Origin of the sequence: Flavobacterium sp. AJR (genome assembly GCF_002156885.1) — a bacterium.
In the GTDB taxonomy this organism is placed as follows: Bacteria; Bacteroidota; Bacteroidia; order Flavobacteriales; family Flavobacteriaceae; genus Flavobacterium.
This window is the reverse complement of record NZ_NCWQ01000035.1, coordinates 37868-62921: the sequence shown is the minus strand read 5'-3', so window position 1 is coordinate 62921 and position 25054 is coordinate 37868. Positions and strand designations below refer to the sequence as shown.

Below are 25054 nucleotides of genomic sequence, written 5' to 3'. Positions count from 1 at the left end.
TTTTATTTACAAATAAGTAACCTCAGAATATTAAAGTATCGTTTGCATTATTTTGTAATCCCGCAGGTTTTAGAATTAACCCATTACTATTTAGTCAAAACAAAAATGCCGCAGTATTTTTTTTGCGATATTTAATATACGTAAAACACCAACATGCGGTTTTACAAATCAGCTATTATTTTCAAAATAAAAATTATACTGTTTAAAAACACAATTAAAAGAAAGACAAAAAACCTTATTGATCGTTTTGCTTTATTTACATCCCCAGCTTTTGCACATGATCCAGAATTGGAATTTGGAATTTCAAAAATTAGATTTTCTTTCTTTTACTTTATTCCATAAAAAAAGCCTCTCGATTGAGAGGCTTTTTATGTTGGTCTACAAGGACTCGAACCTTGAAAGACTGCACCAAAAACAGTTGTGTTACCATTACACCATAGACCAGCAATGCTGTTAAGCGAGTGCAAATTTAAAGCTTTTTTTAGTTTGTGCAAATTTTTTTATATCGCACCATACAACAAAACCTTTTTACAAAAAAATCAAATTGAAAAAAAATTAAATAAAAAGAGAGATTACCAAACAGCAATCTCTCTTTTTAAACTTATCATCATCTCCCCATGAAGTTTTTTTTTAAAATCTCCTAAGACATCTGACTTTATTGCATAAAAAAAGCCTCTCGATTGAGAGGCTTCTTATGTTGGTCTACAAGGACTCGAACCTTGAAAGACTGCACCAAAAACAGTTGTGTTACCATTACACCATAGACCAGCAGTGCTGTTAAGCGAGTGCAAATTTAAAGCTTTTTTTAGTTTGCGCAAACTTTTTGAACAAAAATTTGAAAAAAAATTGATTTTTTTTCGAACAAAGCTCCGCCGTTTCTCGAAACCTATTCAGAAACAACATGTTAGTTTTTGTAATTACTTTTTTAGAAAAATTTGTTAATGCTAGTTTGATTACATAAAAAAACATTTTCTTTGTAAGATAAAATAAGGACAAATTTTTAATACCTAAATATGGCACAATTCAACTTTAATAAATGGAATACAATTATTGGTTGGTTAACATTTACAATCGCTTTAATAACTTACACCCTAACTGTCGAACCTACCATGAGTTTTTGGGATTGTGGCGAGTACATCGCTACAGCAGCTAAGCTTGAAGTTGGTCACCCTCCTGGTGCCCCTTTATACCAAATGATGGGTGCTTTCTTTGCCATGTTTGCAATAGATAACCAGCATGTGGCATTAATGGTTAATATGATGTCTGTTTTTTCAAGTGCCTTTACAATATTATTCATGTTCTGGTCGTCCTCTATTATCCTTAAAAAATTAGTTGGTCGTTTTGCCGAAGTAAATCAAAATAACGCTATTGTAATTTTAGGAAGTTCTTTTGTAGGGGCTCTAGCCTATACTTTTTCTGATAGTTTCTGGTTTAATGCTGTCGAAGCAGAGGTTTATGCTATGGCATCCTTATTAATCGCTTTACTTTTTTGGTTGGGATTACGTTGGGAACAAGACATGAATACTCCAAGAGGAAATAAATGGTTACTAATTATTTCATTAGTTGTAGGTCTTTCATTTGGAGTACACTTCATGGCTTTGCTTACAATTCCAGCAATTGGATTTCTTTATTTCTTTAAAAATTACGAAAAAGTTACTATCAAAAACTTCATTGTTGCCAATATAGTAGTTGTAGCTGTCTTATTATTTATCTTTATATTATTACTTCCTTTAACGATGGCTTTCTTTGGTAAAACCGAGATTTTCATGGTTAACGAAATGGGATTACCTTTTAACTCAGGAACTATATTTGTTGCCTTAGCTTTTATCGCTTTCTTTTATTTTGGATTACGTTACACAAAACAAAAAGGACTTGTTTTTTACAACACTATAATTCTTTGTATCTTATTCATTTTAATTGGATTCTCTACTTGGTTAATGCTACCTATCAGAGCAAATGCTAATACTGTAATTAACGAAAACAAACCTTCGGATGCGACCGAAGTACTTGCATATTACAACCGTGAACAATACGGTGTAAACCCATTGTTTTACGGACCTCAATACACGGAAGTTTTTGCAGGATTAGATAAAAACACTCCTTATCTAGACAAAAAACCGAATTACGAAAGAGACTATAAAACTGGTAAATATATTATTACCAATAATTATAAAAATGCAGTACAAAATACTGACGATGCCCAAAAAGCTTTTTTACCAAGAATGTGGAGTACTGAGCATGTAGAAAACTACATTAACTTTACTAATCCTCCTGCATTTAAGATAAACCCAAATTATCCTTATGAAGATGATTTGCAAAAATACGGTATCGACCCAAGTCAATTATCTGAGGATGAGTTTAACAAAGCAACTGCTCAACTTAGACATGAAGTTGAAAAAACAATCACTGAATTCAGAAAAGCATACGCTCAAAAACAAATTGATAATGAGGGTTATGTGAAATTCTTAAGAAGTTATGGCGATTATTTAATTGTTGAAAAACCAACAACTGCAGACAACTTTAGCTTTATGTTCGAATACCAATTCGGATATATGTACTGGAGATATTTAATGTGGAACTTTGTAGGTCGCCAAAGTGACACTCAAGGGAAATATGATAATTTAGATGGAAACTGGATCAGTGGAATCAAATTTATGGATTCAATTCATTTAGGTTCTCAAGACAATTTACCATCGGATGTATTAAATAATAAAGGAAGAAATGTTTACTTCTTCTTGCCTTTCATCCTTGGTTTAATTGGTTTAATGTACCATGCAAATAAAGATTTAAAAAGTTTCTATGTCCTATTAGCTTTATTCTTATTTACTGGTTTAGCATTAAAAATTTACCTAAACGAAAGACCTTTTGAACCTCGAGAGAGAGATTATGCATTAGTCGGATCCTTTTATGTATTTGCAATCTGGATAGGATTTGGGGTCTACGCACTCTATGAAACCCTGCAGAAATATATAGCACCAAGAATTGCCGGACCTATAGTTATTGCCGGAAGCTTACTTGCTGCTCCGATACTTATGGCTTCTCAAAACTGGGATGATCATGATAGATCTAATAAATATACTGCTGTAGCAATGGCTAAAGCGTATTTAAACTCATGTGATCCTAATGCCATTTTATATACCATTGGAGATAATGATACCTTCCCGTTATGGTACGCTCAGGAAATAGAGAAAATAAGAACCGATGTTAAAATCGTAAATACAAGTCTATTCATGACCGATTGGTATATCGATCAGATGAAAACAAAAACATACGAATCGAATGCATTACCAATATCTTTTGTTCATGAACAATATGTAGGTGATAAATTAGATTATGTGGCGCATATTCCAAAAATAGATAGTCGTTGGGACATTAAAGGTTTTATTGATTTTATAAAAAACCCTAAGTCAACAGTTGAAATGCAAAACGGACAAACGATTCACTTTTATCCAACTAATAAACTCCGTCTTACTATAAACAAGGATAATATTATCAAGAATAAAGTAGTTGCTCCTAAGTATTACGACTCTATTGTTCCTTATATCGACATTGATATTAAAGGAAGTGCTTTATACAAAAATCGTTTAATGATGCTTGATATATTAGCTAATAACGATTGGAAAAGACCAATTTATTTTAGTGGTGGTGCTTTTGATGATGAAGATTATTTATGGCTAAAAAACTATCTACAATTAGACGGAATGGTGTATAAACTTGTACCAATTAAAACCGTTCCTAATAAAGATGGCGGACCAATGGATATGGGACAAATTGATGCCGATAAAATGTATGATATCGTAATGAAATGGGATTGGGGTAATAGCGAAAGCGATAAAATTTATCATGATCCAGAAACAAGACGTAACAGTATCACGTATCGTACTAATCTTTCCAGATTAATGAAACAATTAATTACTGAAGGTAAAATTGACAAAGCCAAAAATATTATCAATTTAGCTATGACAAAAATGCCATTAGATAAATTTGGTTATTACTCATTAGTTGAGCCTTTTGCTAAAGGATATTATGATGTTGGCGAAAAAGCCAAAGCACATGATTTACTAGAAAAGTTAATAAACAAATACAAAGAAAATCTAGATTATTACAGCCATTTAGACCCATCTGAACAAACAAGTCTGGCTATTGATATAATTACTGATATCGAAAGATACAGAAGCTTATTACAAGTAATGAAGGAAAGTAAAGATTTACCTTTTTACAACAAGCAAAAAGCAATTTTCAATACTTATGTAAATGTTTTCGAGCGATTTGGTCGTGAAAAAGAATAAATAATATTCTAAAAATATAATAATTAAAAAATGTAGCGCTATTGAAAAATACCGCTACATTTTTTATTTTTACATAAACTAAAATTTCAGAAAATGAGTTTTTACTGGATTAAGACGAACAAGCTGATAAAACGATTCTTCTCTAACTATTATTGGGACATTCCTAATAAGGAGAATAAAGTTTATTTAACTTTTGATGACGGTCCAACTCCCGAAATCACAGAATGGGTTTTATCTGAACTAAAAAAACGCGATGCCAGAGCCACTTTCTTTTGCATTGGCAATAACATCGAAAAACACCCCGAAATTTTCAAAAAAGTAATCACCGAAGGTCATTCGATAGGAAATCATACTTATGATCACTTAAAAGGCTGGAAAACGACCACAAAAACGTATTTAGACAATAGTCTTTTATGCGGCAAACAAATCCAGAAATCTTCTACTGAAAATCTTCAGCCTAAGATTTTTCGTCCTCCTTATGGCAAAATCACCAAATCGCAATCGACACAATTACGCCAATTGGGGTATAAAATAATAATGTGGGATGTTTTAAGCGCAGATTTTGACCGAAGCATATCTCCAGAAAAGTGCTTACAGAATGTAATAAAAAATGTAAAATCAGGAAGCGTAATTGTTTTTCACGATAGCATTAAAGCATCGCAAAACCTTAAATTTGCATTACCAAAAACATTAGATTATTTAAAGGAAAACAATTTTATATTTGATGTTATTTATTAAACATACGGTCATTTAATAAAACACATAAAGAATACTACAAGTTTAGTATTCAGAAGAAATTAGAATTGTTCTTGTACAATCCCTATAATAGTATTTGCATCCAATTCGCCGGATTGCCTCCAAATCATTTGACCTTCTTTATAAATCATTAAAGTAGGTAGTCCTTTTATTCTTAGTGCATCAGCCAATTCCTGATTTTTATCCACATCAATTTTAATGACTTTGGCTTTATCGCCTAGCGCAGCTGCAACATCTTTTATTACAGGATGCATTGACACTGATGATTCGTTCCAATCGGTGTAAAAATCAATTAACACTGGAACTTGAGCATTTATAAGTTCTCCAAATTTTGACATAAAATCAACTATTTAATCTTTTTAAATCTACTAAAAAGAGATTATTATATACAAATGTAGCATTTTTAACGAATTATGCCACATCCTTCCCTTTTTTTAGTTCAATCACGGTTATTTCGGGCATAATCCCTACACGTCCTGGATAAGCATGAAATCCAAAACCACGATTTACATATACATAGCGACCTGCGTTTTCATACAAGCCAGCCCATTGTTTATACACATATTGTGCCAAGCTCCATTTAAAATAGCCCGGAATTTCAATCCCAAACTGCATTCCATGAGTATGTCCTGACAAAGTAAGGTGAAAATTCTTAGGATGATTTTTTATTTCATACTCCCAATGACTAGGATCATGACTCATTAATACCTTAAAATCATCTTGTTGAACACCTTGCGAAGCTTTATTTAAATCACCCGCTTTTTTAAAATTATGTCCCCAATTTTCAACACCTACCAAAGCGATTTTATCCTCTCCTTTTTGAATGTAAGTATGTTCATTCAATAATAATTGAAAACCAATTTGTCCGTATAAGCTTTTTATAGCTTCAAAGTTTTCATCTTTCTTTTGTTCAGATGGCCAAGTAACATATTCGCCATAATCATGATTTCCTAAAACCGCATATTTACCAAATTTAGGATCTTTTATTTTATTAAAAGTCTCTAACCAAGGATGCATTTCGGTAGCATGCGTATTAACGATATCTCCCGTAAACAAAATCATATCCGAGTTTTGTTCATTTACTAAATCAACGGCATAGCTTATTTTCTCTGGATTATCAAAGCTTCCCGAATGCACATCAGATATTTGTGTAATCGTAAATCCATCAAAAGCATCTGGTAAATCTGGAAAAAATACAGTTTGCTTGATTACTTTAAAATTATATTTTCCTTCAAAAATTCCATAAATTAAAGACAGAAAAGGAACTGCTGCCAAACCAACTGCCAATTGACTCACAAATTTTCTTCGGCTCGGAATTACGCTATCTTTCGTTAAGTTAGGATTCTCGATAAAATAGTTAACTAATCCAGCTCCTACACGAAAAATATCTTCGCCCAAAAGCACTAATGTTATTACAATTTTTGGTACATAAACCACCAACATCAGCCCCATTGTAAACATGGTTTGCTTAGTTTGCCCAATAGAACGGTCAAATTGCGTAAAGGAATATATTATAAATATAAAAAGTAGTAAACTTATTATTTGGTAACTTATCAGGAGCCATCTTAGCTTAATCAATGTTCTAACAGCCTGAAAAGAATAAAACTCTATAAATAAAAAAAGAGCACAAATAATTATAAAACGAATGACCATTGGAAAAATTTTTAAGCAAAGTAACAAAGAATGAATATGTGAAAACTTTTTGTTATCAAAATTTTAACGCAAACAATAACAAAAAAAGCTGGTGATTTTACTCACCAGCTTTCCACCTACTAAAACTATTATCCTACCTACCCCCTTATATAAATTATTAACCCTAATTTATAGTAAGTAGAATATTAATCAAACCCTTATTTTTTAGCTTTTGCAGCCTCTGGTTTAGCTACTTCAGTTTTTGTAGCTTCAGCTTTTTTATCTGCTTTCTTTTTAGCATGTTTAGTAGCTTTCACTTCTTTTGTTGGAGTCGTTTGAGCTGGAGTTGTTTGAGCATTTACCATTGCTGTTGTTCCTAAAACTGCTATAGCTAGCATTAATACTTTTTTCATGATTGTTAGTTTTATGATTATTATTATTTCATTATTTATAGGTCAAAGATATATCTGCTAAATGAAGATTAAATGAAGATTTACCTTGCCTAAAAATTTTAACTTTTAATTAGGCTTTGACGCTATTTGGAAACAATAACAAAAACGTAGTACCCTCATTAGGAGTCGAGGTTACCTTAATCTCTATATGATGAAAAGAAGCTATACTATCGGCTATAGCCAAGCCTAAACCTTGACCATCCTGATCAGAACTAATTCGGGTAAATCGATTAAATATCTTTTCGACTTGAGTTTCATTCATTCCTATTCCCGAATCAGAAATAGACAAATAGTAATGTTGATTTAAAAACCCATCGCTAATAGTAATACTTCCGTTCTCTTTATTATATTTTATTGCATTGGTAACTAGATTATACAATAGGATATGCATGAGCGTATTGTTACCCATAAAATTAAAATCATGCTCCATTTTATTAGAGAATTGCAATCCTTTATCATCAATCCTATCTTGTAAATCATCGTACAATCCGTTTACAATTCCATAAAAATCAATTGCTTCATTGGCAGCATATTGATTATTTTCGATTCTGGAAATTAACAATAAGTTATTGATTATTTTTTTCAGCATATCCAATGTCCTGAGTGAGCCTGCAATTTTATCAACTGCATTATCATCCAAAGATTCATTTTGTAATAAGTTCTCGAATTTATTTTTTAATAATGCAATCGGGGTTAAAAGTTCATGAGAAACATTGGATATAAATTGCTTTTCTTTTTTAAATAGCTCTCCTATCCTATCCATCATTTGGTTTAAAACCGAATCTAATTCTCTAAAATCTGCCGAATGCGCCTTAATCGGAGTATGATCAAAAGCTTCAGGCTCATTTACTCTACGTATTTTAGTATCTATTATTTTATAAAAAGGCTTGAGTAAATACTCTATATAAAAAGTATCTGCCAAGAATGTTATCAAAACAATTACAACTAAGACAATAATAATAAAGAGCTTAATAATAAAAGTAAGATCTTTTATTTCTGCCAAACTGCTACCTATCTCTAACTGATATCCTATATTTTCATAAGTAAAATGATATCGTAATATCCTATACTCATTTTCTTCACCTTCGATAATCCTATTCTCATTAACAAAAGTGGTCTTTTCTAGATTTGGTAATTTTGGCAATCTCGATAGTACCAAAAACTCACTATGTAAAGTCGAAAATTGCGAATAAGTTTCAGTAGAATCATCCGCATTTTCGATAAAATCATCAATTTCATTTTGATTTAAATGCTCAATAAACTTTTTCTTTTTTTCGATAAGTCCATTATTAATGTGTCTATAAACCACATTCTGAACTAAAATAGGCAGCATTAACCATAAAATCAAAATCACTAACAATCGCGTTAGTGCATTAAAAATGGCTAATTGATGCTTTATTTTCATATTACTTTATCTAGGTATTAATTCGATATCCAACATTTCTTACTGTTTCAAACCAATCAATTGTAGTGTGTTTGTCTAATTTTTTTCGAAGGTTACGAACGTGAACATCAATAAAATTTGAATCTGAATTTATCTCCAGAATATCTCCCCAAATATGTTCTGTTAATTGTAATCTGGTAATTACACGATTTTTATTCAATACTAAATATTGAAAAATATCAAATTCTTTCTTGGTCAAATTAATCGGCGTTCCATCATAACTTACTTTGTAATCTTGTAATTGCAACGAAAATCCATGTATAATTAAATCATTTAAAGTATACCCATGCATTCTACGAATAACAGCAAACAAACGTGCACTTAACTCTGTTAGCGCAAATGGCTTGGTAAGATAATCATCGGCACCAAGATGCAATCCATCAATCCTGTCGTCTAATTCTCCACGAGCGGTAATAACAATTACTGCAATTTTGGATTTGGTTTTTCGAACCGCTTTTAAAACATCAAAACCATCTCCATCTGGCAAACCTAAATCAAGCAGCATGGCATCATAATCATTTCCGCCAATTTCATCTAATGCTTCATTACACGTATTAGCAATTTTACATACATAACCACCATCACTCAAAAAATCTTTAACCTCGATGGCAAGCTCTTTATTATCTTCGACAATAAGAATATTCATAAACTGTATTTTATAAATTAAAAGTAAGCAAATAATGAAAACGTAATTTTTTAATTATTAAAAATTTAACGCCTGTACGAACAAAAAAGGCTGATAAATTTCTTTATCAGCCTTATCAATAATTATCCTTTTTGTTTTGCCTACCGCTATCAACCTTCATTTAAAGCAAAACAAAAACGACATCTATTTTTTAGCTTTCATTGGTTCTGCTTTTGGAGCTGCTTTTTTCTCAGATTTTGTTTTTTTATCTGTTTTTGCTTTTGGGTGTTTGGTTGCTTTAACTTCTTTTGTTGGAGTTGCTTTAACCGGAGTTGTAGCTGCGCTAACCATTGCACTTGTACCTAAAACTGCTACTAATAACATTACTAAATTTCTCATGATTTCTAATATTTAAAAGTTAATTATCTCTTATTTTATACACCAAATTTACATCTGTAATATGAAGACAAAATGAAGAAAACAATCATCTGAAAATTTTAACTTGACATTAACTTTTGGTACTTAATATTCAATCTTACAGGACTTTTACGAATAAAGTAATACAATAGCATTACCAAAGACGCACTACTGTACGATTCTATAGATAGCAAAAAAGCATCTCTAATAAAACATTTCAATTCTAATTTGAGTTTATCCAGATTAAATTTTCAAGAACCGAATCGTTTTTAAAACCCAATTGTTTATTTTTACAGACTAATATTTTTTTTATGTCAACTCAAAAACGCCTTTTTCTTCTTGATGCTTACGCTTTAATTTTTCGTGGCTATTATGCTTTTATAAAAAACCCGCGAATTAACTCCAAAGGAATGGATACCTCTGCAATTATGGGGTTCATGAACTCACTTTTGGATGTGATAAAAAGAGAAAAACCAGATCATTTAGCAGTAGCTTTTGATAAAGGAGGAAGTGCTTTGCGTAATGAGATATTCCCTGAGTACAAAGCCAATCGTGATGTAACTCCCGAAGCTATAAAAATTGCTGTACCTTATATACATGAATTATTAAAAGCAATGCATATCCCGATTATAGAAGTTGCGGGTTTTGAAGCCGATGATTTAATTGGAACTATTGCAAAGCAAGCCGAAAAAGAAAACTATAAAGTATTTATGGTAACGCCAGATAAGGATTTTGCACAATTAGTATCTGAGAATATATTTATGTACAAACCAGCCCGAATGGGTAACGGAATAGAAATTTGGGGTGTTCCTGAAGTATTGGCAAAATTTGAAATCGAACGTCCGGAACAAGTAATTGATTTTCTTGGTATGATGGGCGATGCTGCCGATAATATCCCGGGGCTTCCAGGAGTTGGAGAAGTTACTGCCAAAAAACTATTGAAAGAATATGGTTCAATGGAAAACCTTTTGGCAAATACTGACAAGCTAAAAGGAAAAATGAAAGAGAATATCGAGGCTAACGCTGAGAAAGGCTTACTATCTAAAACATTGGCAACTATCCTACTAGATTGTCCTGTAACTTTTAACGAATCTGATTACGAATTAACTCGTCCTGATATCGAAAAAACGGATGCTATTTTTCAAGAATTGGAATTTAGAAGAATGGCGGAACAATTTGACAATCTTTTTAAAGCAGATGGAAGCGGATTAACAGCTACTGCAGCTGCTCCTGATGCTAAACTATACAAAAAACCACAACCGAAAAATGATGATCAATTTGATCTTTTCGGAAGTGCTACTACTGATGAAGAAAATCCAGAAGCGCAAAGAACTTCTTTTTACAATAATCTAGAAAACACGCCTCACTCTTATCAAATTATTCAAGGAGATTTAGGTTTAAAATTGCTTTTACAAAATTTACAAAACCAAACTTCTGTTTGTTTTGATACTGAAACTACAGGATTAGATGCTTTACACGCCGAATTGGTTGGAATTTCATTTTCTTACGAAAAAGGAAAAGGATTCTATGTTCCGTTTCCAGAAAACCAAGAAGAAGCAAAAGCATTGATTGAAAAATTTATTCCGTTTTTTGAGAATGAAGCAATCGAAAAGATTGGTCAGAATTTAAAATATGATTTAAAAATATTATTGAATTATGGTGTTTCTGTAAAAGGAAAATTATTTGACACTATGATTGCGCATTACCTGATTAATCCAGACATGCGTCATAATATGGATATTTTATCAGAAACATATTTAAAATATTCTCCAAAATCAATTGAAGATTTAATTGGTAAAAAAGGAAAGAATCAAAAATCGATGCGCGATGTTGCACTCGAAGATATAAAGGAATACGCTGCAGAAGATGCCGATGTAACGTTGCAACTTAAAGAGATATTCACCACAGAATTAGACAAAACCGGAACTAAAAAATTATTCGACGAAATCGAAATTCCGTTGGTTAGTGTTTTGGCTGCTATGGAAACTGAAGGAATCAGACTAGATGTTGACTTTTTAAAATCACTATCTGAAGAATTAGGTAAGGATATTAAAACATTAGAAGCTAAAATTTACGAAATCGCAGGAGAACAATTCAACCTTGCATCACCTAAACAATTAGGAGACATCTTATTTGATAAATTAAAAATTGGTGGAGCAAAGCAAAAGAAAACTAAAACTGGTCAATATGCAACTGGCGAAGAAATCTTAAGCTATTTAGCCAAAGACAATGAGATTGTTGCTGCAATCCTAGATTGGCGTTCTCTTGTAAAACTACAAAATACTTATGTAGAAGCTTTGCCATTACAGGTAGATCCAGTTTCTAAAAGGGTTCATACCGATTATATGCAAACTGTAGCTGCAACTGGTCGTTTAAGTTCAAACAATCCTAACTTACAGAATATCCCAATTCGTACCGAAAGAGGAAGACAAATACGTAAAGCTTTTATTGCTCGCGACGAAAATTACACCTTAATATCTGCCGATTATTCTCAAATAGAATTACGAATCATCGCTGCTTTAAGTGGTGAAGAGAATATGATAAAAGCATTCCAGAATCATGAAGACATTCATAAATCTACCGCTTCTAAAGTATTTAATGTAGCATTAGAAGAAGTAACTCGCGAACAACGTAGCCATGCCAAAACTGTAAACTTTGGTATTATCTATGGTGTTTCGGCTTTTGGATTAAGTAACCAAACTTCATTATCAAGAAGCGAAAGCGCAACATTGATTGAAGCATACTATAAAACATACCCAAGATTAAAATCATACATTCAGGAACAAATAGAATTTGCGAGAGAAAATGGTTATGTACAAACTATTCTGGGTCGTCGTCGTTATTTAAAAGATATTAATTCGCAAAACGCAGTTGTTCGTGGTGGAGCCGAAAGAAATGCCGTAAACGCACCAATACAAGGAAGCGCTGCCGATGTTATTAAGATTGCGATGATTAATATCCACAAGAAACTAACATCTGAAAATTGGAAATCTAAAATGTTGCTTCAAGTACATGATGAGCTTGTGTTTGATGTACACAACTCTGAACTTGAAAAAATCCAACCCATGATTAAACACGAAATGGAGAACGCATTTATAATGGCAGTTCCACTAGAAGTAGAATTAGGTTTAGGGAAAGATTGGTTAGAGGCACATTAAAAAACAAAAAAATGTTTATTACATTTATTTCTCAATTGAGTCTCTTCATTAAAAAACCAAAATAATGAACAAGAAAATTCATACATTGCAAAAAAATATAAATTAATAAGACTAACCTTCTCTAAAATAAAAATGAAAAAAAATACCTTATTAGCAATAATATCAATTTGCATACTTGCAACAGTAAATTTATTTTGGTTTATACAATCTACTGCATCAATATCAATAGATCCAGAAGTACACTATCGGTTATCACAAATCATAGGGTTTCTAGAGCTTATAGCGTATGCCGGATTATTGCCTTTTTTTGTAGCATTATACAAAAAACAATAAATAAAAATCATCATGAATGAAGAATTAAATAAACTTTTTGAGATTAAAAATACTCAACCAGAAGAAGATACAGACTCAGATCTATTCAACATAATTGTTCACTTCGTGATCAGAATAGTTATTCCACTTTTTGTATTTTTTCTATTATACTCGATTGTAGATTATTCAGGCAACATAGGAATAGCATATATAGTTTTTTTTATCTCCCTTTTTATCCTTTTTTTAATAATTGTTGCCCTTTTAATTGAGGCTTCTAACCTTAATAAAAAGAATAAAATATATCTGAGAAATACTAATTATGTCATATTAGCTTTTTATGCTCTCCCTTTTATACTGGGATTAATTATAATTGGAAGAAATTCTTAAATAAAATTTACAATGTAATTATAAAAAAGACATTGAATTTAAACCAATTATAATGAGCGTTCATTTAATAAAAACATAAACTAAAAAAAATCCATTAGCGCGCTAATGGATTTTTTTATTATTTAGATTTTCTTGATGATTCTCTTTCTTTCAGTTTGGTTTTAATTACTATGGTTTCGTAATCGCTGCTCTCCCCTTCTTTTTCTTCTAATCTTGAGATTAATCGTTTGGCAGCAACCTCACCAATTTCTATTCCGTGTTGGCTTATTGTGGTTAAACTTGGTGATAAACGTCTCGAAGCCAAAATTCCGTCTGCAAAACCTATTATCGATATATCTTCTGGAACTTTATATCCTTTTTTCAAACTAACCCTTAAAGCTGCAACTGAATCATTTTCGTCTAAAGCGAAAATTGCATCTATTTTATGATCAAAAATGGCATCTATTTTACTTTTCATATCCTCTTCAGAATCTGTACGAAGAATGATATTTTCGTTTACAGGAATATTATTGTCATTTAAAGCTTTTAGATATCCATCTGCTCTCAATTTTCCAACACTTAAATTATCTACAGATGAAATCAAGGCTATATTTTTACATCCTAAATTAATTAAATGTTGTGTTGAATTTAATGCTGAATCAAAATCATCAACTACCACTTTATCACACTCTACACCTTCTGCAATCCTGTCAAACATTACAATTGGCGTTCCGTCGTTTATAATTTCTTTAAAGTGATTGTATTCTTGTAATTTCTGAGCTTCTTCAGAAACCGATAATATAAAACCATCAATAGTTCCATTACTCAACATTTCAAGCGTATGAATTTCTTTCTCCAAAGACTCATTAGAAATACATGTAATAACATTATATCCCTTTTTATCTGCTACTTTCTCGATACCACTAAAAACTTTAGCAAAAAATGAGTTTAATATATTAGGTATAATAACTCCAATAGTTTTTGTTTTACGGTTCTTTAAATTCAAACCAATAACATTCGGCTTATAGTTTTTTAGTTTGGCATACTCTTTAATTTTAATTTTAGTTTGCTCACTAATTTCAGGACTATCATTAAGTGCCTTAGAAACTGTAGACACAGAAACGTTAAGTTCTTTTGCGATTTGTTTTAAAGTTGCTTTAGCTTTCATTTAAGATAATTTTATTGAATTAATACAAATATAGTAGAATTAAGGAAATTAAAACAAAAACAAGTCAAAACATGCTTTAAATTTTCAAGTAATTACATCTCCTTCTTAAAATAATTTAAACAAAAAATTAAAAAAAAGCCAAAATCTAAAACCGCCCATCCAAAAATTTCGTTTATACCTATTTACATATAATTATAATTTGCTATTAACAACCACTTAAAGAAATTGAATTATGAAAAACGAAGTTAAAATCCATGAAGTTAACCCCTTACTTAACAACAGAAGGAGTTTTCTTAAGATCAGTGGCTTAACCATTGTTGGCACTGGCTTACTTTTGGCAGGATGTAATCACGATGACGATGATGAAAATATGCCTGTTGACGACACTTCACTACCTGGAATTAGAAATGGCGTCTTCGATTTAGGCTCTGGAGATTTCGGTGTATTAACCTATGCATATGCCCTAGAACAACTAGAAGCCGACTTTTACACTAAGGTTGTAAATGCATCAAACTTCAATAGTGTTTTTAGTGATATCGAACGTCAGGTTCTTACTGATTTATATCATCACGAAGTGATTCACAGAGATTTTTTTAAGGCAGCTTTAAGCGGAGCACTTCCTAACCCAAGCACACAATTACTTCCTAGCTTGGCATTTAATTACGGATCTATGAATTTTAACAGTCGTACAGAAGTACTTGCAACTGCTAAAGCTCTTGAAGATACAGGAGTTGCCGCATATAATGGCGCAGGAAAACTAATTAAAAGTGCAGATTATTTGGTATTGGCAGGAAAAATTGTTTCTGTAGAAGCAAGGCATGCTGCGGCAATTAGAAGTTTAATAAACCCAAATTCTAAAGATTTTGCGGGCGATGATGTGGTAAATGCCACAACTGGTTTAGATGTAGCGAAAGATCCATCTAAAATCTTAGCTGTTGCGGGAGGATTTATAACAACTCCATTCACAGCAAAATATTTACCATAACCACAACCCATAAAATCTAGAAATTATGAATATATTAAAATTTATAGAAACCTTTGCCGACGAAAGCGCAATGAGAAGCACGGGCTCAAGAAGAGATAGCTTTACACAATTTGGAAATATCGGAAAGACTTTGGCAATAGCCTCAATTCCGTTCGGATTATCTTCATTGGCCAATAAAGCTTTAGCCAAAGATATAACTGCAACTCCAGCAACACCAATTGGAGCATTACAATTTGCATTAACCTTAGAATATCTTGAAAATGAATTTTATGCTATGGCATTAGATTCAGGAGTTATTCCAGCATCTGAAAATGGCGGACGCGATTTAAAAGTTTTTCAACAAATTGCTGCCCACGAATCAAGCCATGTAAATTTTTTAATTGCAGGATTGGGAGGGACAGCAAGTGCAAACTTTGTTCCTAAACCTACTTTTGACTTTACTGTTGGTGGTGCTTTTGATCCATTTGGTGATTATCCAACGTTTTTAGCTTTGGCACAAGCCTTTGAAGATACAGGAGTAAGAGCCTATAAAGGTCAGGCAGGAAATTTAATTTCTACGCCAGATTTACTAACAGCTGCACTGCAAATACATTCGGTAGAAGCACGTCACGCATCAGAAGTACGACGATTACGCGGCCTTAAAGGATGGATAAGCGGTAACGAGAGAGGCGCAGGAATGCCATCAGCGACTCAAGCAGTATATAATGGAGAAGAATTAACCGTACAGGCAGGATACAATACCGCAACCTTATTTGGAGCCGCAGCAGGCTCAGAAGCCTATGATGAACCACTTACTACGCAACAGGTTGTAGACATAGCAAATTTGTTTATTGTGTAACAAAATATAGTCGCAAAAATCCAAACCATCTCTACTTAATTGTAAAGGTGGTTTTTTTATTCTTTTAAATAAAAAGATATCTCCTGATTTTCAGTAGTTAAAATAATCTTTTAAGGTATTTGGTTTTAAAATAATTAATTGTACTTTTGCAACCCCTTTATTGGGGATGGAATGTTTAATTAAAATAATATTATGGACGCATTAAGCTACAAAACAGTTTCAGCTAGCAAAGCCACTGTAACTAAAGAGTGGATTGTTGTTGACGCTGAAGGTCATAACTTAGGACGTCTTGCTTCAAAGGTTGCAATGATCTTAAGAGGTAAGTACAAACCAAGTTACACACCGCACGTTGACTGTGGAGATAACGTAATTGTTATCAACTCAGAAAAAATTAACCTTACAGGTACAAAAATGGATGACAAAATTTACATGCGTCATACAGGTTACCCAGGAGGTCAAAGAACTTTAACTGCTAAAGTATTGCAAGCAAAAAACCCTGCATTATTAGTAGAGAAAGCAGTAAAAGGAATGTTACCTAAGAACAAATTAGGAGCTGAACTTTTCAGAAATTTAAATGTTGTTGTAGGATCTGAGCACAAACAAGGAGCTCAAAAACCTAGAACTGTTAACCTAAACGATCTTAAGTAATGGGAGTTATTCACAAAATCGGTAGAAGAAAAACCGCTGTTGCACGTGTTTATGTTTCAGAAGGAACAGGAAAAATCACTGTAAACAAAAAAGAATTCGCAACCTATTTCCCAACTGCAACTTTACAGTACAAAGTTTTACAACCAATGTCTATGACAGAAAATGTAAACAACTTTGATGTAAAAGTAAACGTTTACGGAGGTGGTTCAACTGGTCAAGCAGAAGCTGTAAGAATGGCATTAGCACGTGTTATGTGTGAAGTAAATGCTGAAAACAGAGCTATCTTGAAACCAGAAGGTTTATTAACAAGAGATCCAAGAATGGTTGAACGTAAGAAATTCGGTCAGAAGAAAGCTCGTAAGAGATTCCAATTCTCTAAACGTTAATATTACCTGTCTTGTTCATTTAGAACAAGGCATATCAATTATTATTGAATTTAAAAAACACAGTTGTTGTTGCTCTCCTATCGAGGTAGGAAATAGTTTAGCATCTAAATGTATAAAGCCGACAAAATCGCCATTTATGCATTGCTAATCAACAGAACGTAAACTAGTACAAAAATGGCAAACAAAGTAGAAGTAAAAGAATTACTAGAAGCAGGTGTTCACTTTGGACACATGACTAGAAAATGGGATCCAAACATGGCTCCTTACATTTATATGGAGCGTAATGGTATTCACATTATCAATCTATATAAAACTGCAGCAAAAATTGAAGAGGCTAATGAAGCTTTGAAAAAAATCGCTGCATCAGGTAGAAAAATATTATTCGTTGCTACCAAAAAACAAGCTAAAGACATCGTTGCTGATAAAGCAAAAGCTGCAAACATGCCTTATATCACTGAAAGATGGCCTGGTGGAATGCTAACTAACTTCGTAACTATCCGTAAAGCTGTTAAAAAAATGGCTACTATTGATAAAATGAAGAAAGACGGTACTTTCATGACACTTTCTAAGAAAGAGCGTTTACAAGTAGATCGTCTTCGTGCTAAATTAGAGAAAAACTTAGGTTCAATCGCAGACATGTCTAGACTACCTGCAGCATTGTTCGTAGTAGATATCAAAGCTGAACATATCGCAATAAAAGAAGCACAAAAATTAAACATTCCAGTTTTTGCAATGGTAGATACTAACTCTGATCCTAGAGAAGTAGAGTATGTTATCCCATCAAATGATGATGCTTCTAAATCAATTGATAAAATTTTATCTTTAGTTACAGCTGCAATCGTTGAAGGTCTTTCTGACAGAGGTTCTGACAAAGAGGCTGAATCATTGTTACCTGCTACAGAAGAAGCAACTCCAGCTGCTGAGGCTGTTGAAGCTCCTGCTGAAACAAAAGAATAAATAAACATTTAAATTCCAATTTTTAAATTCCAAATCCCATAAAAAATTAGAAACGTTGAGTTGATAATTTGATAAAACTGGAATTTGAGATTTAAAGATTGGAATTTTTACTTTTAACTCATAAAAAATCATACAATATGGCAACAATTACTGCTGCAGACGTAAATAAATTAAGACAAACTACAGGTGCCGGAATGATGGACTGTAAAAAAGCTTTAGTTGAAGCTGAAGGAGATTTCGATAAAGCTATACAAAACCTTAGAGAAAAAGGTCAAAAAGTTGCTGCTAATCGTTCTGACCGTGAGTCTTCTGAAGGAGCTGCTGTTTCTTTTATTAATGCTGACAAAACTAAAGGAGCTATCATCACTTTAAACTGCGAAACAGATTTCGTAGGTAAAAATGAAAACTTCGTAAATTTAGCTAAAGAATTAGTTGAAAAAGCAATAAACTTCTCTTCTAAAGAAGAATTCTTAGCTTCAGATTTCAACGGAATGACTGTTGCTGAAAAGTTAATCGAGCAAACTGGTGTTATTGGTGAAAAAATCGAAATCGGTGGTTTTGAAATTTTAGAAGGAGCTTTCGTTGGATCTTATGTTCACGTTAACAAAATTGCTGCATTAACTGCAATTTCTGCACCAATTGATAACGCTGAAGTTTTAACTAAAGACATCTCTATGCAAGTAGCATCTATGGGAGCTGATACATTATCTTACAAAGATTTTGATCCTGCTTTCGTTGCTTCTGAACTTGCTGCTCGTATTGCTGTAATCGAAAAAGAAAATGAAGAGGCAAAACGTTTAGGAAAAACTTTAAAAAATGTTCCTAAATATATCTCTTTCTCTCAATTAACTGAAGAAGTTATTAAACAAGCTGAAGAAGATGCTAAAGCTGAATTAAAAGCTGAAGGTAAACCAGAACAAATTTGGGATAAAATTATTCCAGGAAAAGTTCAACGTTTCATCTCTGACAACACTACTTTAGATCAAGAAAAAGCTTTATTGGATCAAAACTTCATCAAAGATGATAGTAAAAAAGTTGGTGATTATGTTAAAGGATTCAACGTTGAAATTACAGGTTTCAAAAGAGTTACTTTAGGATAATCTATATTCTAGATTCGCATATAAAAAAAGAGAGACTTAACGGTCTCTCTTTTTTATTATAACTATTTGTTTGATTTTGTAACTGGAGCTTCAAAACCTCTAGCTTTCATTAAAGCATTAATCTCAGGATTATGTCCTCTAAAAGATTTATAAGCTTCCTCTTGATCCGTTGTATTACCTACACTAAATATCTTATCGTGTAATCTTTTAGCAACATCTTTATCATAAGGTCCTTTTGCCTCTGTAAATGCCTCGTAAGCATCGGCACTAATAACATCTGCCCATAAATAACTATAATATCCGCTCGCATATCCATCACTAGAAAAAATGTGCCCAAATTGAGGAATACGATGACGCATTACAATTTCTTTAGGCATATTAAGCTTAGTCAATGTTTCTTTCTCAAAAACTGTAGGATCAATAACAGAATCTCCTGCTAAATGTAATTTCATATCAATAAGTGAACTTGAAATTGTCTCAACAGTAGAAAATCCTTCATTAAATGTTGCTGCTTTTGCAATACGCTCAACCAAATCTTTAGGAATAGGCTTTCCTGTTTTATAATTTAAAGCAAATTTATTCAATACCTCAGGAGTTTCTAACCAACGTTCTAAGATTTGAGATGGAAACTCTACATAATCTCTTGCAACAGCAGTTCCTGATAATGTAGGATAGGTAACATCCGAACATAAACCATGTAATGCATGTCCGAATTCATGAAACAAAGTAGTTGCATCTGACCATGAAATCAAAACTGGCTCATTATCATTTCCTTTTATAAAATTACTATTATTAGAAACTATCGTGAGAACATTTCCGTCTAGTTTTTGTTGCTTTCTATACGCATTCATCCAAGCTCCAGAACGCTTTCCTTTACGGGCGTAAGGATCAAAATACCATAAGCCTACTGCTTTACCAGTCTTTATATTAGAAACTTCCCAAACTCTAACATCTGGATGATATACAGGAACATCTGTTATTTGTTTAAATTTTAAATCAAATAATTCTCCTGCAACCCAAAACATTCCTTCACGTAATTTTTCTAATTGAAGATATTCCTTAACTACATTTTGATCTAAGTCATATTTTGCTTTTCTAACTTTTTCAGCATAATAACGATAATCCCAAGGTTCTATCTGAAATTTTCCTCCTTCGGCAACAACAATCTTCTGCATATCAGCAACATCTTTATGAACCTGATTTACAGCTGGCTCCCAAACAGCTTCCATTAAAGCCATCGCTCTTTCAGGAGTTTTAACCATTCTGTTAGTTAAATTCCAATGAGCAAAAGTAGGATAACCTAAAAGTTTTGCTTTAGCAGCACGAAGCTGCAAAATTTCAACCAAAGTCGATTTATTATCATATTCATCTCCGTTATCTCCTCTATTAATAAACATTCTCCAAACTTTTTCTCTCAACGCTCTATTGGTAGAAAAAGTTAAAAAAGGCTCTACAAAAGAACGTGTATTAGCAATACAACCCAATGCCGAAAGTTTTCTTTCTTTAGCATCGGCCATAGCAGCTTTTTTTATTCCGTCAGGCAAACCATCAAAATCTGCATCGGTTACCAAAGCAACATATTGGTTATTTTCTTCTGCCAATAAATTCTGGCTAAACTTAGAAAATAACGTTGATAATTGCTTATTGATTTCTCCAACTTTAGCTTTATCGGCATCACTTAAATTTGCCCCTTGTTTATTAAACTCCGTATAATAAACCCAAATAAGTCTTTGTTGTTCTCCGGTTAGTTTCTTTTTATCTGGAGAATTATATAACTTTTCTATTCTGCCAAATAGTTTTCTGTTTTGATAAAACTCAGTAGATTGAGCAGCAAGTAATGGCTCAATATCTTTTTGTATCAATGCAAATTCAGGAGTACTAATATTTGAAGAATAAATTCCATAAGCCGTCATAATTCTCGACAACGTTTTACCAGAACGTTCCAATTCGGCAATTGTATTATCAAAAGTAGCAGGTTTTGTATTATTAGCAATAGCATCAATCTCATTACTTTTTTGTTTGATAGCAACATCAAAAGCGGGCTTAAAATCGGCTATTTTATACTCTGTAAAAGCAGGTACACCACCATAAGGACCAGTCCATTTTTGCAATAAGGGATTTTGTGAATTTGTTTGTGCCTGAACAGAAGTTAAAGATGTAGCCATAATTAGAATAGTGACAATTTTTTTCATGTACGTTATTTAATATTTTATAAAATAAATGCAATTCCCCAAATATAGCCAATAATTAGAATAGCTAACGAAGAAAAAAGCCACATCTTAAATACATCTCAACAATGTTTTTTATAAAAATAAATACTCCGAATAATATCTTAAATTTGGCATATTAAAATTTATCTATGTTTAAAACCAAGAAAGAAATTGTTTTTGTTATCCTCGCCGGAATTTTTATTACCAATGCAGTTGTAGCAGAGCTAATTGGAGGGAAATTAATCCAAATTGGTCCATTTGTAATGAGTATCGGAATCCTACCTTGGCCTATTGTTTTTTTAACAACCGACTTGATTAATGAGTATTTTGGAGAAAAAGGAGTTAAAAAACTATCTTTTATAACAGCATGTTTAATCGCTTATGCTTTTCTAATATTATTTATGTCAATCGTAATTCCTGCAGCAAAAGGCATTAGCCCTGTAAATGACGAACAATTTCAAGCTGTTTTTGGGCAAAGTATGTGGATTATTGTAGGTAGCATTATTGCATTTATGGCATCTCAACTGATAGATGTATGGATGTTTTGGTTTTTTAAAAGAAGAACAGGAGAAAATAAAATATGGCTTAGAACTACCGGATCAACTGTAATTTCTCAACTATTTGATTCTTTTATTGTTTTAGGAATTGCTTTTTGGTTACCTGGAAAAATAAATTTCGATACTTTTATATCATCAGCTTTAACTGGCTATACATTCAAACTTACTTTGGCAATAGTATTAACTCCACTGATATATGCTGGTCATCATTTGATTAAAAAATATCTGGAAGAAGATAATTCCGAAGAAAAGAAAAACAACCATACCGCATGAAACATCACAATATATTTTTATTGATTTTAATTTTATGCTGCTTGTCTAGTTGTAATAAAAATGATAGAGATCAATTATTAGAGTCAACAACAACTGTTTCCAAAAAAATAAAAGACATCTCAAAAAGTACAATAGAAACTATAACTTCGGCTAAAGATTCTATTACAAAAACTATATTCACGCCTAACAAAACAAAAAATAACGAAACTATTACTGAAGAAGGTTCTGTTATAAAAGATAGCATAAGGATAGAAAACTTAGAAACTGAAAAACTTAAAGGTTTTACCTATTTTAAAAAATTACTTTCTGTATGCAAAACAGGAGAAACACTAACCCAAAAAGAATTAATTGAAGACCATAACATCCCAAAAGAAGGAGTTAAATTAATAAAAAGCATAACTAAAACTGCCGAAGATGAAATCGATATCAAATGGAATTCTACTTGGTTTATTGAGAAAATTTCGGATGCTAAATTTGCTGATGCTCGAATGAAAATTAAATTTGAAGCAAACAAAATGTATACTTCAGGAAAAGCTATCGGAATAAAATACAACAAGAAAATCTATAACGACTTAATCATCATTGGAACCTCTGCCTATATTCCTTCTGTAAAGGGTTACCATTGGAAAATTGGAAAGTAAAGAATAATGATTCTAAAATAGTAAGAAAATTATTATTTTAACAAGAAAAAACTTAGTTTACTAAATTATATACATATGTTTGATACTTTGTATTAAAAATTTCGTAATGAAAAAAATTAAAATTCTGTTTGCTTTTGCAATTGTATTGGGATTAACTGTATCATCATGTAGTGGGAGTAGTAGCGATGATGACAATAATAACAAAGAAGCTTCAATTATAGGTCAATGGGAACTAACGAAAGTAGGAAACATTTTAAATGGCACACAACTATTACTTCCTTTTACACAAGAAGGTGGATGTAATAACAATGTCATAGAATTATTAGATAATGCAAAATATACCGAATTGGAATATGAGTATGTTAATTCAAAATGTAAACTATACAGTGATGAAGGAACATGGTCAACAGCGAATAAAACTCTAACAGTAAAAGATATTCAAGGCAATACAACCATCTATGAAATATTAGAATTAAGCAATACAACATTGAGATTAAAGATAACTCAAGGTAATGACAACAGTTCTATTTATGCTTTAAGTGAATATAAAAGGAAATAACACCTAAAATTACATAAATTTAAATCCTCATTTCATCCCGAAATGAGGATTTTTTATACATTTGAAATAAAAAATGGAACCAATAAGATGTGGCTGGTGCTCTGCAAGTGATTTATATAAAAAATACCATGACGAAGAATGGGGGATTCCTGTTTACGACGATGCATCATTATTTGAGTTTCTAACTCTCGAAACCTTTCAGGCAGGATTAAGCTGGATAACGATATTAAACAAAAGAGAAAATTTTAGAGCCGCTTTTGACAATTTTGATTACAAAAAAATCGCTCAATACACCGAAGACAAAATCGAATCTTTGCTTCAAGATACTGGAATAATCCGAAACAAATTAAAAATACGTTCGGCAGTTAGCAACGCACAGGCATTTATAAAAATACAAGAAGAATTTGGAAGTTTTTCTGATTATATCTGGAAATTTACTGATGGAAAACCCATCATCAATAATCCAAAAACACTAAAAGATGTTCCCGCTACTACTCCACTTTCTGACACAATTAGTAAGGATTTAAAGAAAAGAGGTTTTAAATTTGTTGGTTCAACAGTTATTTACGCTCAAATGCAAGCCACAGGAATGGTCAATGATCATATTGAGGATTGCTGGACAAGAAAAAAATAGTTTGCAGTCATAGTTACAGTTTGCAGTCACAGTTTTCAGTTTCAGAAAAACTTAATTCCTCTTATATTTCTTAATGGTTCAAAAAATATTTTTGTAGCTTTTTTTAAACTACAAAAACTGTTCTTCAACTTTAAACGTTAAACATTAAACGTTTAAACAAAAAATTATTACATTTGCTTCACACTTTAGGGGTGTCTACAATAAAGTAGGCTGAGATTTTACCCTCTGAACCTGATCTAGTTCATACTAGCGTAGGGAAAAGTAAGATGACTTCCGTGCATATCTATATGCCATTGTAGCCATTCCTAAAGTATAACTATATACTAAATTCTAGAGGAATGGAACTAAAAATCAACCAACAAACCAAACAATTCAATGCTGAATCTCTTAGCGTTCAGGCATTGCTCGATCTCGAAATTCCCAACAAACAAAATGGCATTGCCGTTGCCATAAACAACACCGTTATTCCAAAACCTATCTGGAATACTCATATCCTAAACGAAACCGACGATATTTTAATTATTTCTGCTACGCAGGGAGGATAGTCCCGATAGCTATCGGGATAAATTCCAATAAAAAAATTTCAAATTCCAATTGAAGAAGCACTGCGGTGTGCCTGTATATATGCATATCTACAAAACATCTCA

24 protein-coding genes, 2 tRNA genes and 1 riboswitch are annotated in these 25054 nt (G+C 32.2%); of the genes, 16 read left to right on the top strand and 10 right to left on the bottom strand.

Annotated elements, in window-relative coordinates; all coding sequences use genetic code 11:
* Nucleotides 1–373 precede the first annotated feature (373 nt).
* Nucleotides 374–444 (bottom strand) — tRNA-Gln (locus B8T70_RS10985).
* Nucleotides 445–697: 253 nt separating this feature from the next.
* A tRNA-Gln gene (locus B8T70_RS10980) sits at nucleotides 698–768 on the bottom strand.
* Between the two features lie 245 nt (nucleotides 769–1013).
* Here B8T70_RS10980 and B8T70_RS10970 point away from each other — a divergent pair.
* Together B8T70_RS10970 and B8T70_RS10965 are read left to right on the top strand one after the other, a co-directional pair.
* Nucleotides 1014–4289 (top strand): DUF2723 domain-containing protein, encoded by a 3276-nt coding sequence (locus tag B8T70_RS10970; protein ID WP_039111884.1) that lies wholly within the window; start codon nucleotides 1014–1016, stop codon nucleotides 4287–4289.
* A gap of 93 nt (nucleotides 4290–4382) precedes the next feature.
* Entirely contained in the window at nucleotides 4383–5027 is a 645-nt protein-coding gene (locus tag B8T70_RS10965) for a polysaccharide deacetylase family protein (RefSeq protein WP_039111883.1), read from the top strand.
* A 59-nt stretch (nucleotides 5028–5086) separates the two neighbouring features.
* Here the strand turns inward: B8T70_RS10965 and B8T70_RS10960 are convergent, their stop codons facing one another.
* The 6 genes from B8T70_RS10960 to B8T70_RS10935 all read right to left on the bottom strand — a co-directional run bounded on the left by B8T70_RS10960 (nucleotide 5087) and on the right by B8T70_RS10935 (nucleotide 9597).
* Nucleotides 5087–5383, bottom strand: a complete 297-nt coding sequence (locus B8T70_RS10960; RefSeq protein ID WP_035623602.1) for a co-chaperone YbbN — start codon at nucleotides 5381–5383, stop codon at nucleotides 5087–5089.
* A 73-nt stretch (nucleotides 5384–5456) separates the two neighbouring features.
* The gene (locus B8T70_RS10955; protein WP_086894877.1) at nucleotides 5457–6698 is read right to left on the bottom strand and encodes a metallophosphoesterase; all 1242 of its coding nucleotides are present in this window, start codon (nucleotides 6696–6698) and stop codon (nucleotides 5457–5459) included.
* A gap of 197 nt (nucleotides 6699–6895) precedes the next feature.
* Entirely contained in the window at nucleotides 6896–7090 is a 195-nt protein-coding gene (locus tag B8T70_RS10950) for a hypothetical protein (protein ID WP_039117514.1), read from the bottom strand.
* Nucleotides 7091–7199: 109 nt separating this feature from the next.
* The gene (locus tag B8T70_RS10945) at nucleotides 7200–8534 is read right to left on the bottom strand and encodes a cell wall metabolism sensor histidine kinase WalK (RefSeq protein WP_242667453.1); all 1335 of its coding nucleotides are present in this window, start codon (nucleotides 8532–8534) and stop codon (nucleotides 7200–7202) included.
* A gap of 10 nt (nucleotides 8535–8544) precedes the next feature.
* Nucleotides 8545–9219, bottom strand: a complete 675-nt coding sequence (locus B8T70_RS10940; protein WP_086894875.1) for a response regulator transcription factor — start codon at nucleotides 9217–9219, stop codon at nucleotides 8545–8547.
* A 183-nt stretch (nucleotides 9220–9402) separates the two neighbouring features.
* The gene (locus B8T70_RS10935; protein ID WP_039117512.1) at nucleotides 9403–9597 is read right to left on the bottom strand and encodes a hypothetical protein; all 195 of its coding nucleotides are present in this window, start codon (nucleotides 9595–9597) and stop codon (nucleotides 9403–9405) included.
* A gap of 329 nt (nucleotides 9598–9926) precedes the next feature.
* Between B8T70_RS10935 and polA the strand changes: the two genes are divergently transcribed.
* The 3 genes from polA to B8T70_RS10925 all read left to right on the top strand — a co-directional run bounded on the left by polA (nucleotide 9927) and on the right by B8T70_RS10925 (nucleotide 13472).
* Nucleotides 9927–12773 carry a DNA polymerase I gene (gene polA / locus B8T70_RS10930; protein WP_086894874.1) on the top strand — a complete coding sequence of 949 codons (2847 nt, stop codon included), beginning with the start codon at nucleotides 9927–9929 and terminating at the stop codon, nucleotides 12771–12773.
* 132 nt (nucleotides 12774–12905) lie between these two features.
* Complete coding sequence (locus B8T70_RS23610; RefSeq protein ID WP_123912103.1) at nucleotides 12906–13106, top strand: hypothetical protein; 201 nt, start codon at nucleotides 12906–12908, stop codon at nucleotides 13104–13106.
* Nucleotides 13107–13118: 12 nt separating this feature from the next.
* Entirely contained in the window at nucleotides 13119–13472 is a 354-nt protein-coding gene (locus B8T70_RS10925) for a hypothetical protein (RefSeq protein ID WP_039117510.1), read from the top strand.
* A 118-nt stretch (nucleotides 13473–13590) separates the two neighbouring features.
* Here B8T70_RS10925 and B8T70_RS10920 read toward each other — a convergent pair whose 3' ends face one another.
* Nucleotides 13591–14619, bottom strand: a complete 1029-nt coding sequence (locus tag B8T70_RS10920; RefSeq protein ID WP_039111876.1) for a LacI family DNA-binding transcriptional regulator — start codon at nucleotides 14617–14619, stop codon at nucleotides 13591–13593.
* 232 nt (nucleotides 14620–14851) lie between these two features.
* Here B8T70_RS10920 and B8T70_RS10915 point away from each other — a divergent pair, with 232 nt between their 5' ends.
* From B8T70_RS10915 to tsf, 6 genes are all read left to right on the top strand, one after another.
* The gene (locus tag B8T70_RS10915; RefSeq protein ID WP_039111875.1) at nucleotides 14852–15604 is read left to right on the top strand and encodes a ferritin-like domain-containing protein; all 753 of its coding nucleotides are present in this window, start codon (nucleotides 14852–14854) and stop codon (nucleotides 15602–15604) included.
* Nucleotides 15605–15629: 25 nt separating this feature from the next.
* Nucleotides 15630–16442: a ferritin-like domain-containing protein gene (locus B8T70_RS10910; RefSeq protein ID WP_039111874.1), complete on the top strand. Its 813-nt coding sequence runs from the start codon at nucleotides 15630–15632 to the stop codon at nucleotides 16440–16442.
* Between the two features lie 192 nt (nucleotides 16443–16634).
* Nucleotides 16635–17090 (top strand): 50S ribosomal protein L13, encoded by a 456-nt coding sequence (gene rplM, locus B8T70_RS10905; RefSeq protein ID WP_039111873.1) that lies wholly within the window; start codon nucleotides 16635–16637, stop codon nucleotides 17088–17090.
* On the top strand, nucleotides 17090–17476 hold the full coding sequence (rpsI, locus tag B8T70_RS10900; protein WP_007808909.1) for a 30S ribosomal protein S9: 387 nt from the start codon (nucleotides 17090–17092) through the stop codon (nucleotides 17474–17476). Before rplM ends, rpsI begins: the two co-directional genes overlap by 1 nt.
* 174 nt (nucleotides 17477–17650) lie before the next feature.
* Entirely contained in the window at nucleotides 17651–18433 is a 783-nt protein-coding gene (gene rpsB / locus B8T70_RS10895) for a 30S ribosomal protein S2 (protein ID WP_039111872.1), read from the top strand.
* Between the two features lie 137 nt (nucleotides 18434–18570).
* Nucleotides 18571–19533, top strand: a complete 963-nt coding sequence (tsf, locus tag B8T70_RS10890; RefSeq protein WP_039111871.1) for a translation elongation factor Ts — start codon at nucleotides 18571–18573, stop codon at nucleotides 19531–19533.
* Between the two features lie 62 nt (nucleotides 19534–19595).
* On the opposite strand, the gene B8T70_RS10885 is transcribed toward tsf, so the two are convergent.
* Nucleotides 19596–21725, bottom strand: coding sequence for a M3 family metallopeptidase (locus B8T70_RS10885; protein WP_086894873.1), 2130 nt, complete (start codon nucleotides 21723–21725; stop codon nucleotides 19596–19598).
* A gap of 167 nt (nucleotides 21726–21892) precedes the next feature.
* On the opposite strand from B8T70_RS10885, the gene B8T70_RS10880 reads away from it, so the two are divergent.
* The 5 genes from B8T70_RS10880 (at nucleotide 21893) to thiS (ending at nucleotide 24952) form a co-directional block, all read left to right on the top strand.
* The gene (locus tag B8T70_RS10880; protein WP_039111870.1) at nucleotides 21893–22573 is read left to right on the top strand and encodes a queuosine precursor transporter; all 681 of its coding nucleotides are present in this window, start codon (nucleotides 21893–21895) and stop codon (nucleotides 22571–22573) included.
* A complete protein-coding gene (locus B8T70_RS10875) occupies nucleotides 22570–23214 on the top strand; it encodes a hypothetical protein (RefSeq protein WP_123912102.1) in 645 nt (214 codons plus the stop codon). The genes B8T70_RS10880 and B8T70_RS10875 overlap by 4 nt, the downstream gene beginning before the upstream one ends.
* Nucleotides 23215–23320: 106 nt before the next feature.
* Nucleotides 23321–23773 (top strand): lipocalin family protein, encoded by a 453-nt coding sequence (locus tag B8T70_RS10870; protein WP_086894871.1) that lies wholly within the window; start codon nucleotides 23321–23323, stop codon nucleotides 23771–23773.
* 73 nt (nucleotides 23774–23846) lie between these two features.
* The gene (locus B8T70_RS10865) at nucleotides 23847–24407 is read left to right on the top strand and encodes a DNA-3-methyladenine glycosylase I (protein ID WP_086894870.1); all 561 of its coding nucleotides are present in this window, start codon (nucleotides 23847–23849) and stop codon (nucleotides 24405–24407) included.
* A 177-nt stretch (nucleotides 24408–24584) separates the two neighbouring features.
* Nucleotides 24585–24682: riboswitch (TPP riboswitch) on the top strand.
* Between the two features lie 63 nt (nucleotides 24683–24745).
* Complete coding sequence (thiS, locus tag B8T70_RS10860) at nucleotides 24746–24952, top strand: sulfur carrier protein ThiS (protein ID WP_039111866.1); 207 nt, start codon at nucleotides 24746–24748, stop codon at nucleotides 24950–24952.
* Nucleotides 24953–25054: the final 102 nt, after the last annotated feature.

What these genes read in the sequence shown, in the direction of transcription:
- B8T70_RS10970 (WP_039111884.1), top strand. Translation starts at nt 1,014, where the DNA reads ATGGCACAATTCAACTTTAATAAATGGAATACAATTATTGGTTGGTTA.
- B8T70_RS10965 (WP_039111883.1), top strand. Translation starts at nt 4,383, where the DNA reads ATGAGTTTTTACTGGATTAAGACGAACAAGCTGATAAAACGATTCTTC.
- B8T70_RS10960 (WP_035623602.1), bottom strand. Translation starts at nt 5,383, where the DNA reads ATGTCAAAATTTGGAGAACTTATAAATGCTCAAGTTCCAGTGTTAATT.
- B8T70_RS10955 (WP_086894877.1), bottom strand. Translation starts at nt 6,698, where the DNA reads ATGGTCATTCGTTTTATAATTATTTGTGCTCTTTTTTTATTTATAGAG.
- B8T70_RS10950 (WP_039117514.1), bottom strand. Translation starts at nt 7,090, where the DNA reads ATGAAAAAAGTATTAATGCTAGCTATAGCAGTTTTAGGAACAACAGCA.
- B8T70_RS10945 (WP_242667453.1), bottom strand. Translation starts at nt 8,534, where the DNA reads ATGAAAATAAAGCATCAATTAGCCATTTTTAATGCACTAACGCGATTG.
- B8T70_RS10940 (WP_086894875.1), bottom strand. Translation starts at nt 9,219, where the DNA reads ATGAATATTCTTATTGTCGAAGATAATAAAGAGCTTGCCATCGAGGTT.
- B8T70_RS10935 (WP_039117512.1), bottom strand. Translation starts at nt 9,597, where the DNA reads ATGAGAAATTTAGTAATGTTATTAGTAGCAGTTTTAGGTACAAGTGCA.
- polA (WP_086894874.1), top strand. Translation starts at nt 9,927, where the DNA reads ATGTCAACTCAAAAACGCCTTTTTCTTCTTGATGCTTACGCTTTAATT.
- B8T70_RS23610 (WP_123912103.1), top strand. Translation starts at nt 12,906, where the DNA reads ATGAAAAAAAATACCTTATTAGCAATAATATCAATTTGCATACTTGCA.
- B8T70_RS10925 (WP_039117510.1), top strand. Translation starts at nt 13,119, where the DNA reads ATGAATGAAGAATTAAATAAACTTTTTGAGATTAAAAATACTCAACCA.
- B8T70_RS10920 (WP_039111876.1), bottom strand. Translation starts at nt 14,619, where the DNA reads ATGAAAGCTAAAGCAACTTTAAAACAAATCGCAAAAGAACTTAACGTT.
- B8T70_RS10915 (WP_039111875.1), top strand. Translation starts at nt 14,852, where the DNA reads ATGAAAAACGAAGTTAAAATCCATGAAGTTAACCCCTTACTTAACAAC.
- B8T70_RS10910 (WP_039111874.1), top strand. Translation starts at nt 15,630, where the DNA reads ATGAATATATTAAAATTTATAGAAACCTTTGCCGACGAAAGCGCAATG.
- rplM (WP_039111873.1), top strand. Translation starts at nt 16,635, where the DNA reads ATGGACGCATTAAGCTACAAAACAGTTTCAGCTAGCAAAGCCACTGTA.
- rpsI (WP_007808909.1), top strand. Translation starts at nt 17,090, where the DNA reads ATGGGAGTTATTCACAAAATCGGTAGAAGAAAAACCGCTGTTGCACGT.
- rpsB (WP_039111872.1), top strand. Translation starts at nt 17,651, where the DNA reads ATGGCAAACAAAGTAGAAGTAAAAGAATTACTAGAAGCAGGTGTTCAC.
- tsf (WP_039111871.1), top strand. Translation starts at nt 18,571, where the DNA reads ATGGCAACAATTACTGCTGCAGACGTAAATAAATTAAGACAAACTACA.
- B8T70_RS10885 (WP_086894873.1), bottom strand. Translation starts at nt 21,725, where the DNA reads ATGAAAAAAATTGTCACTATTCTAATTATGGCTACATCTTTAACTTCT.
- B8T70_RS10880 (WP_039111870.1), top strand. Translation starts at nt 21,893, where the DNA reads ATGTTTAAAACCAAGAAAGAAATTGTTTTTGTTATCCTCGCCGGAATT.
- B8T70_RS10875 (WP_123912102.1), top strand. Translation starts at nt 22,570, where the DNA reads ATGAAACATCACAATATATTTTTATTGATTTTAATTTTATGCTGCTTG.
- B8T70_RS10870 (WP_086894871.1), top strand. Translation starts at nt 23,321, where the DNA reads ATGAAAAAAATTAAAATTCTGTTTGCTTTTGCAATTGTATTGGGATTA.
- B8T70_RS10865 (WP_086894870.1), top strand. Translation starts at nt 23,847, where the DNA reads ATGGAACCAATAAGATGTGGCTGGTGCTCTGCAAGTGATTTATATAAA.
- thiS (WP_039111866.1), top strand. Translation starts at nt 24,746, where the DNA reads ATGGAACTAAAAATCAACCAACAAACCAAACAATTCAATGCTGAATCT.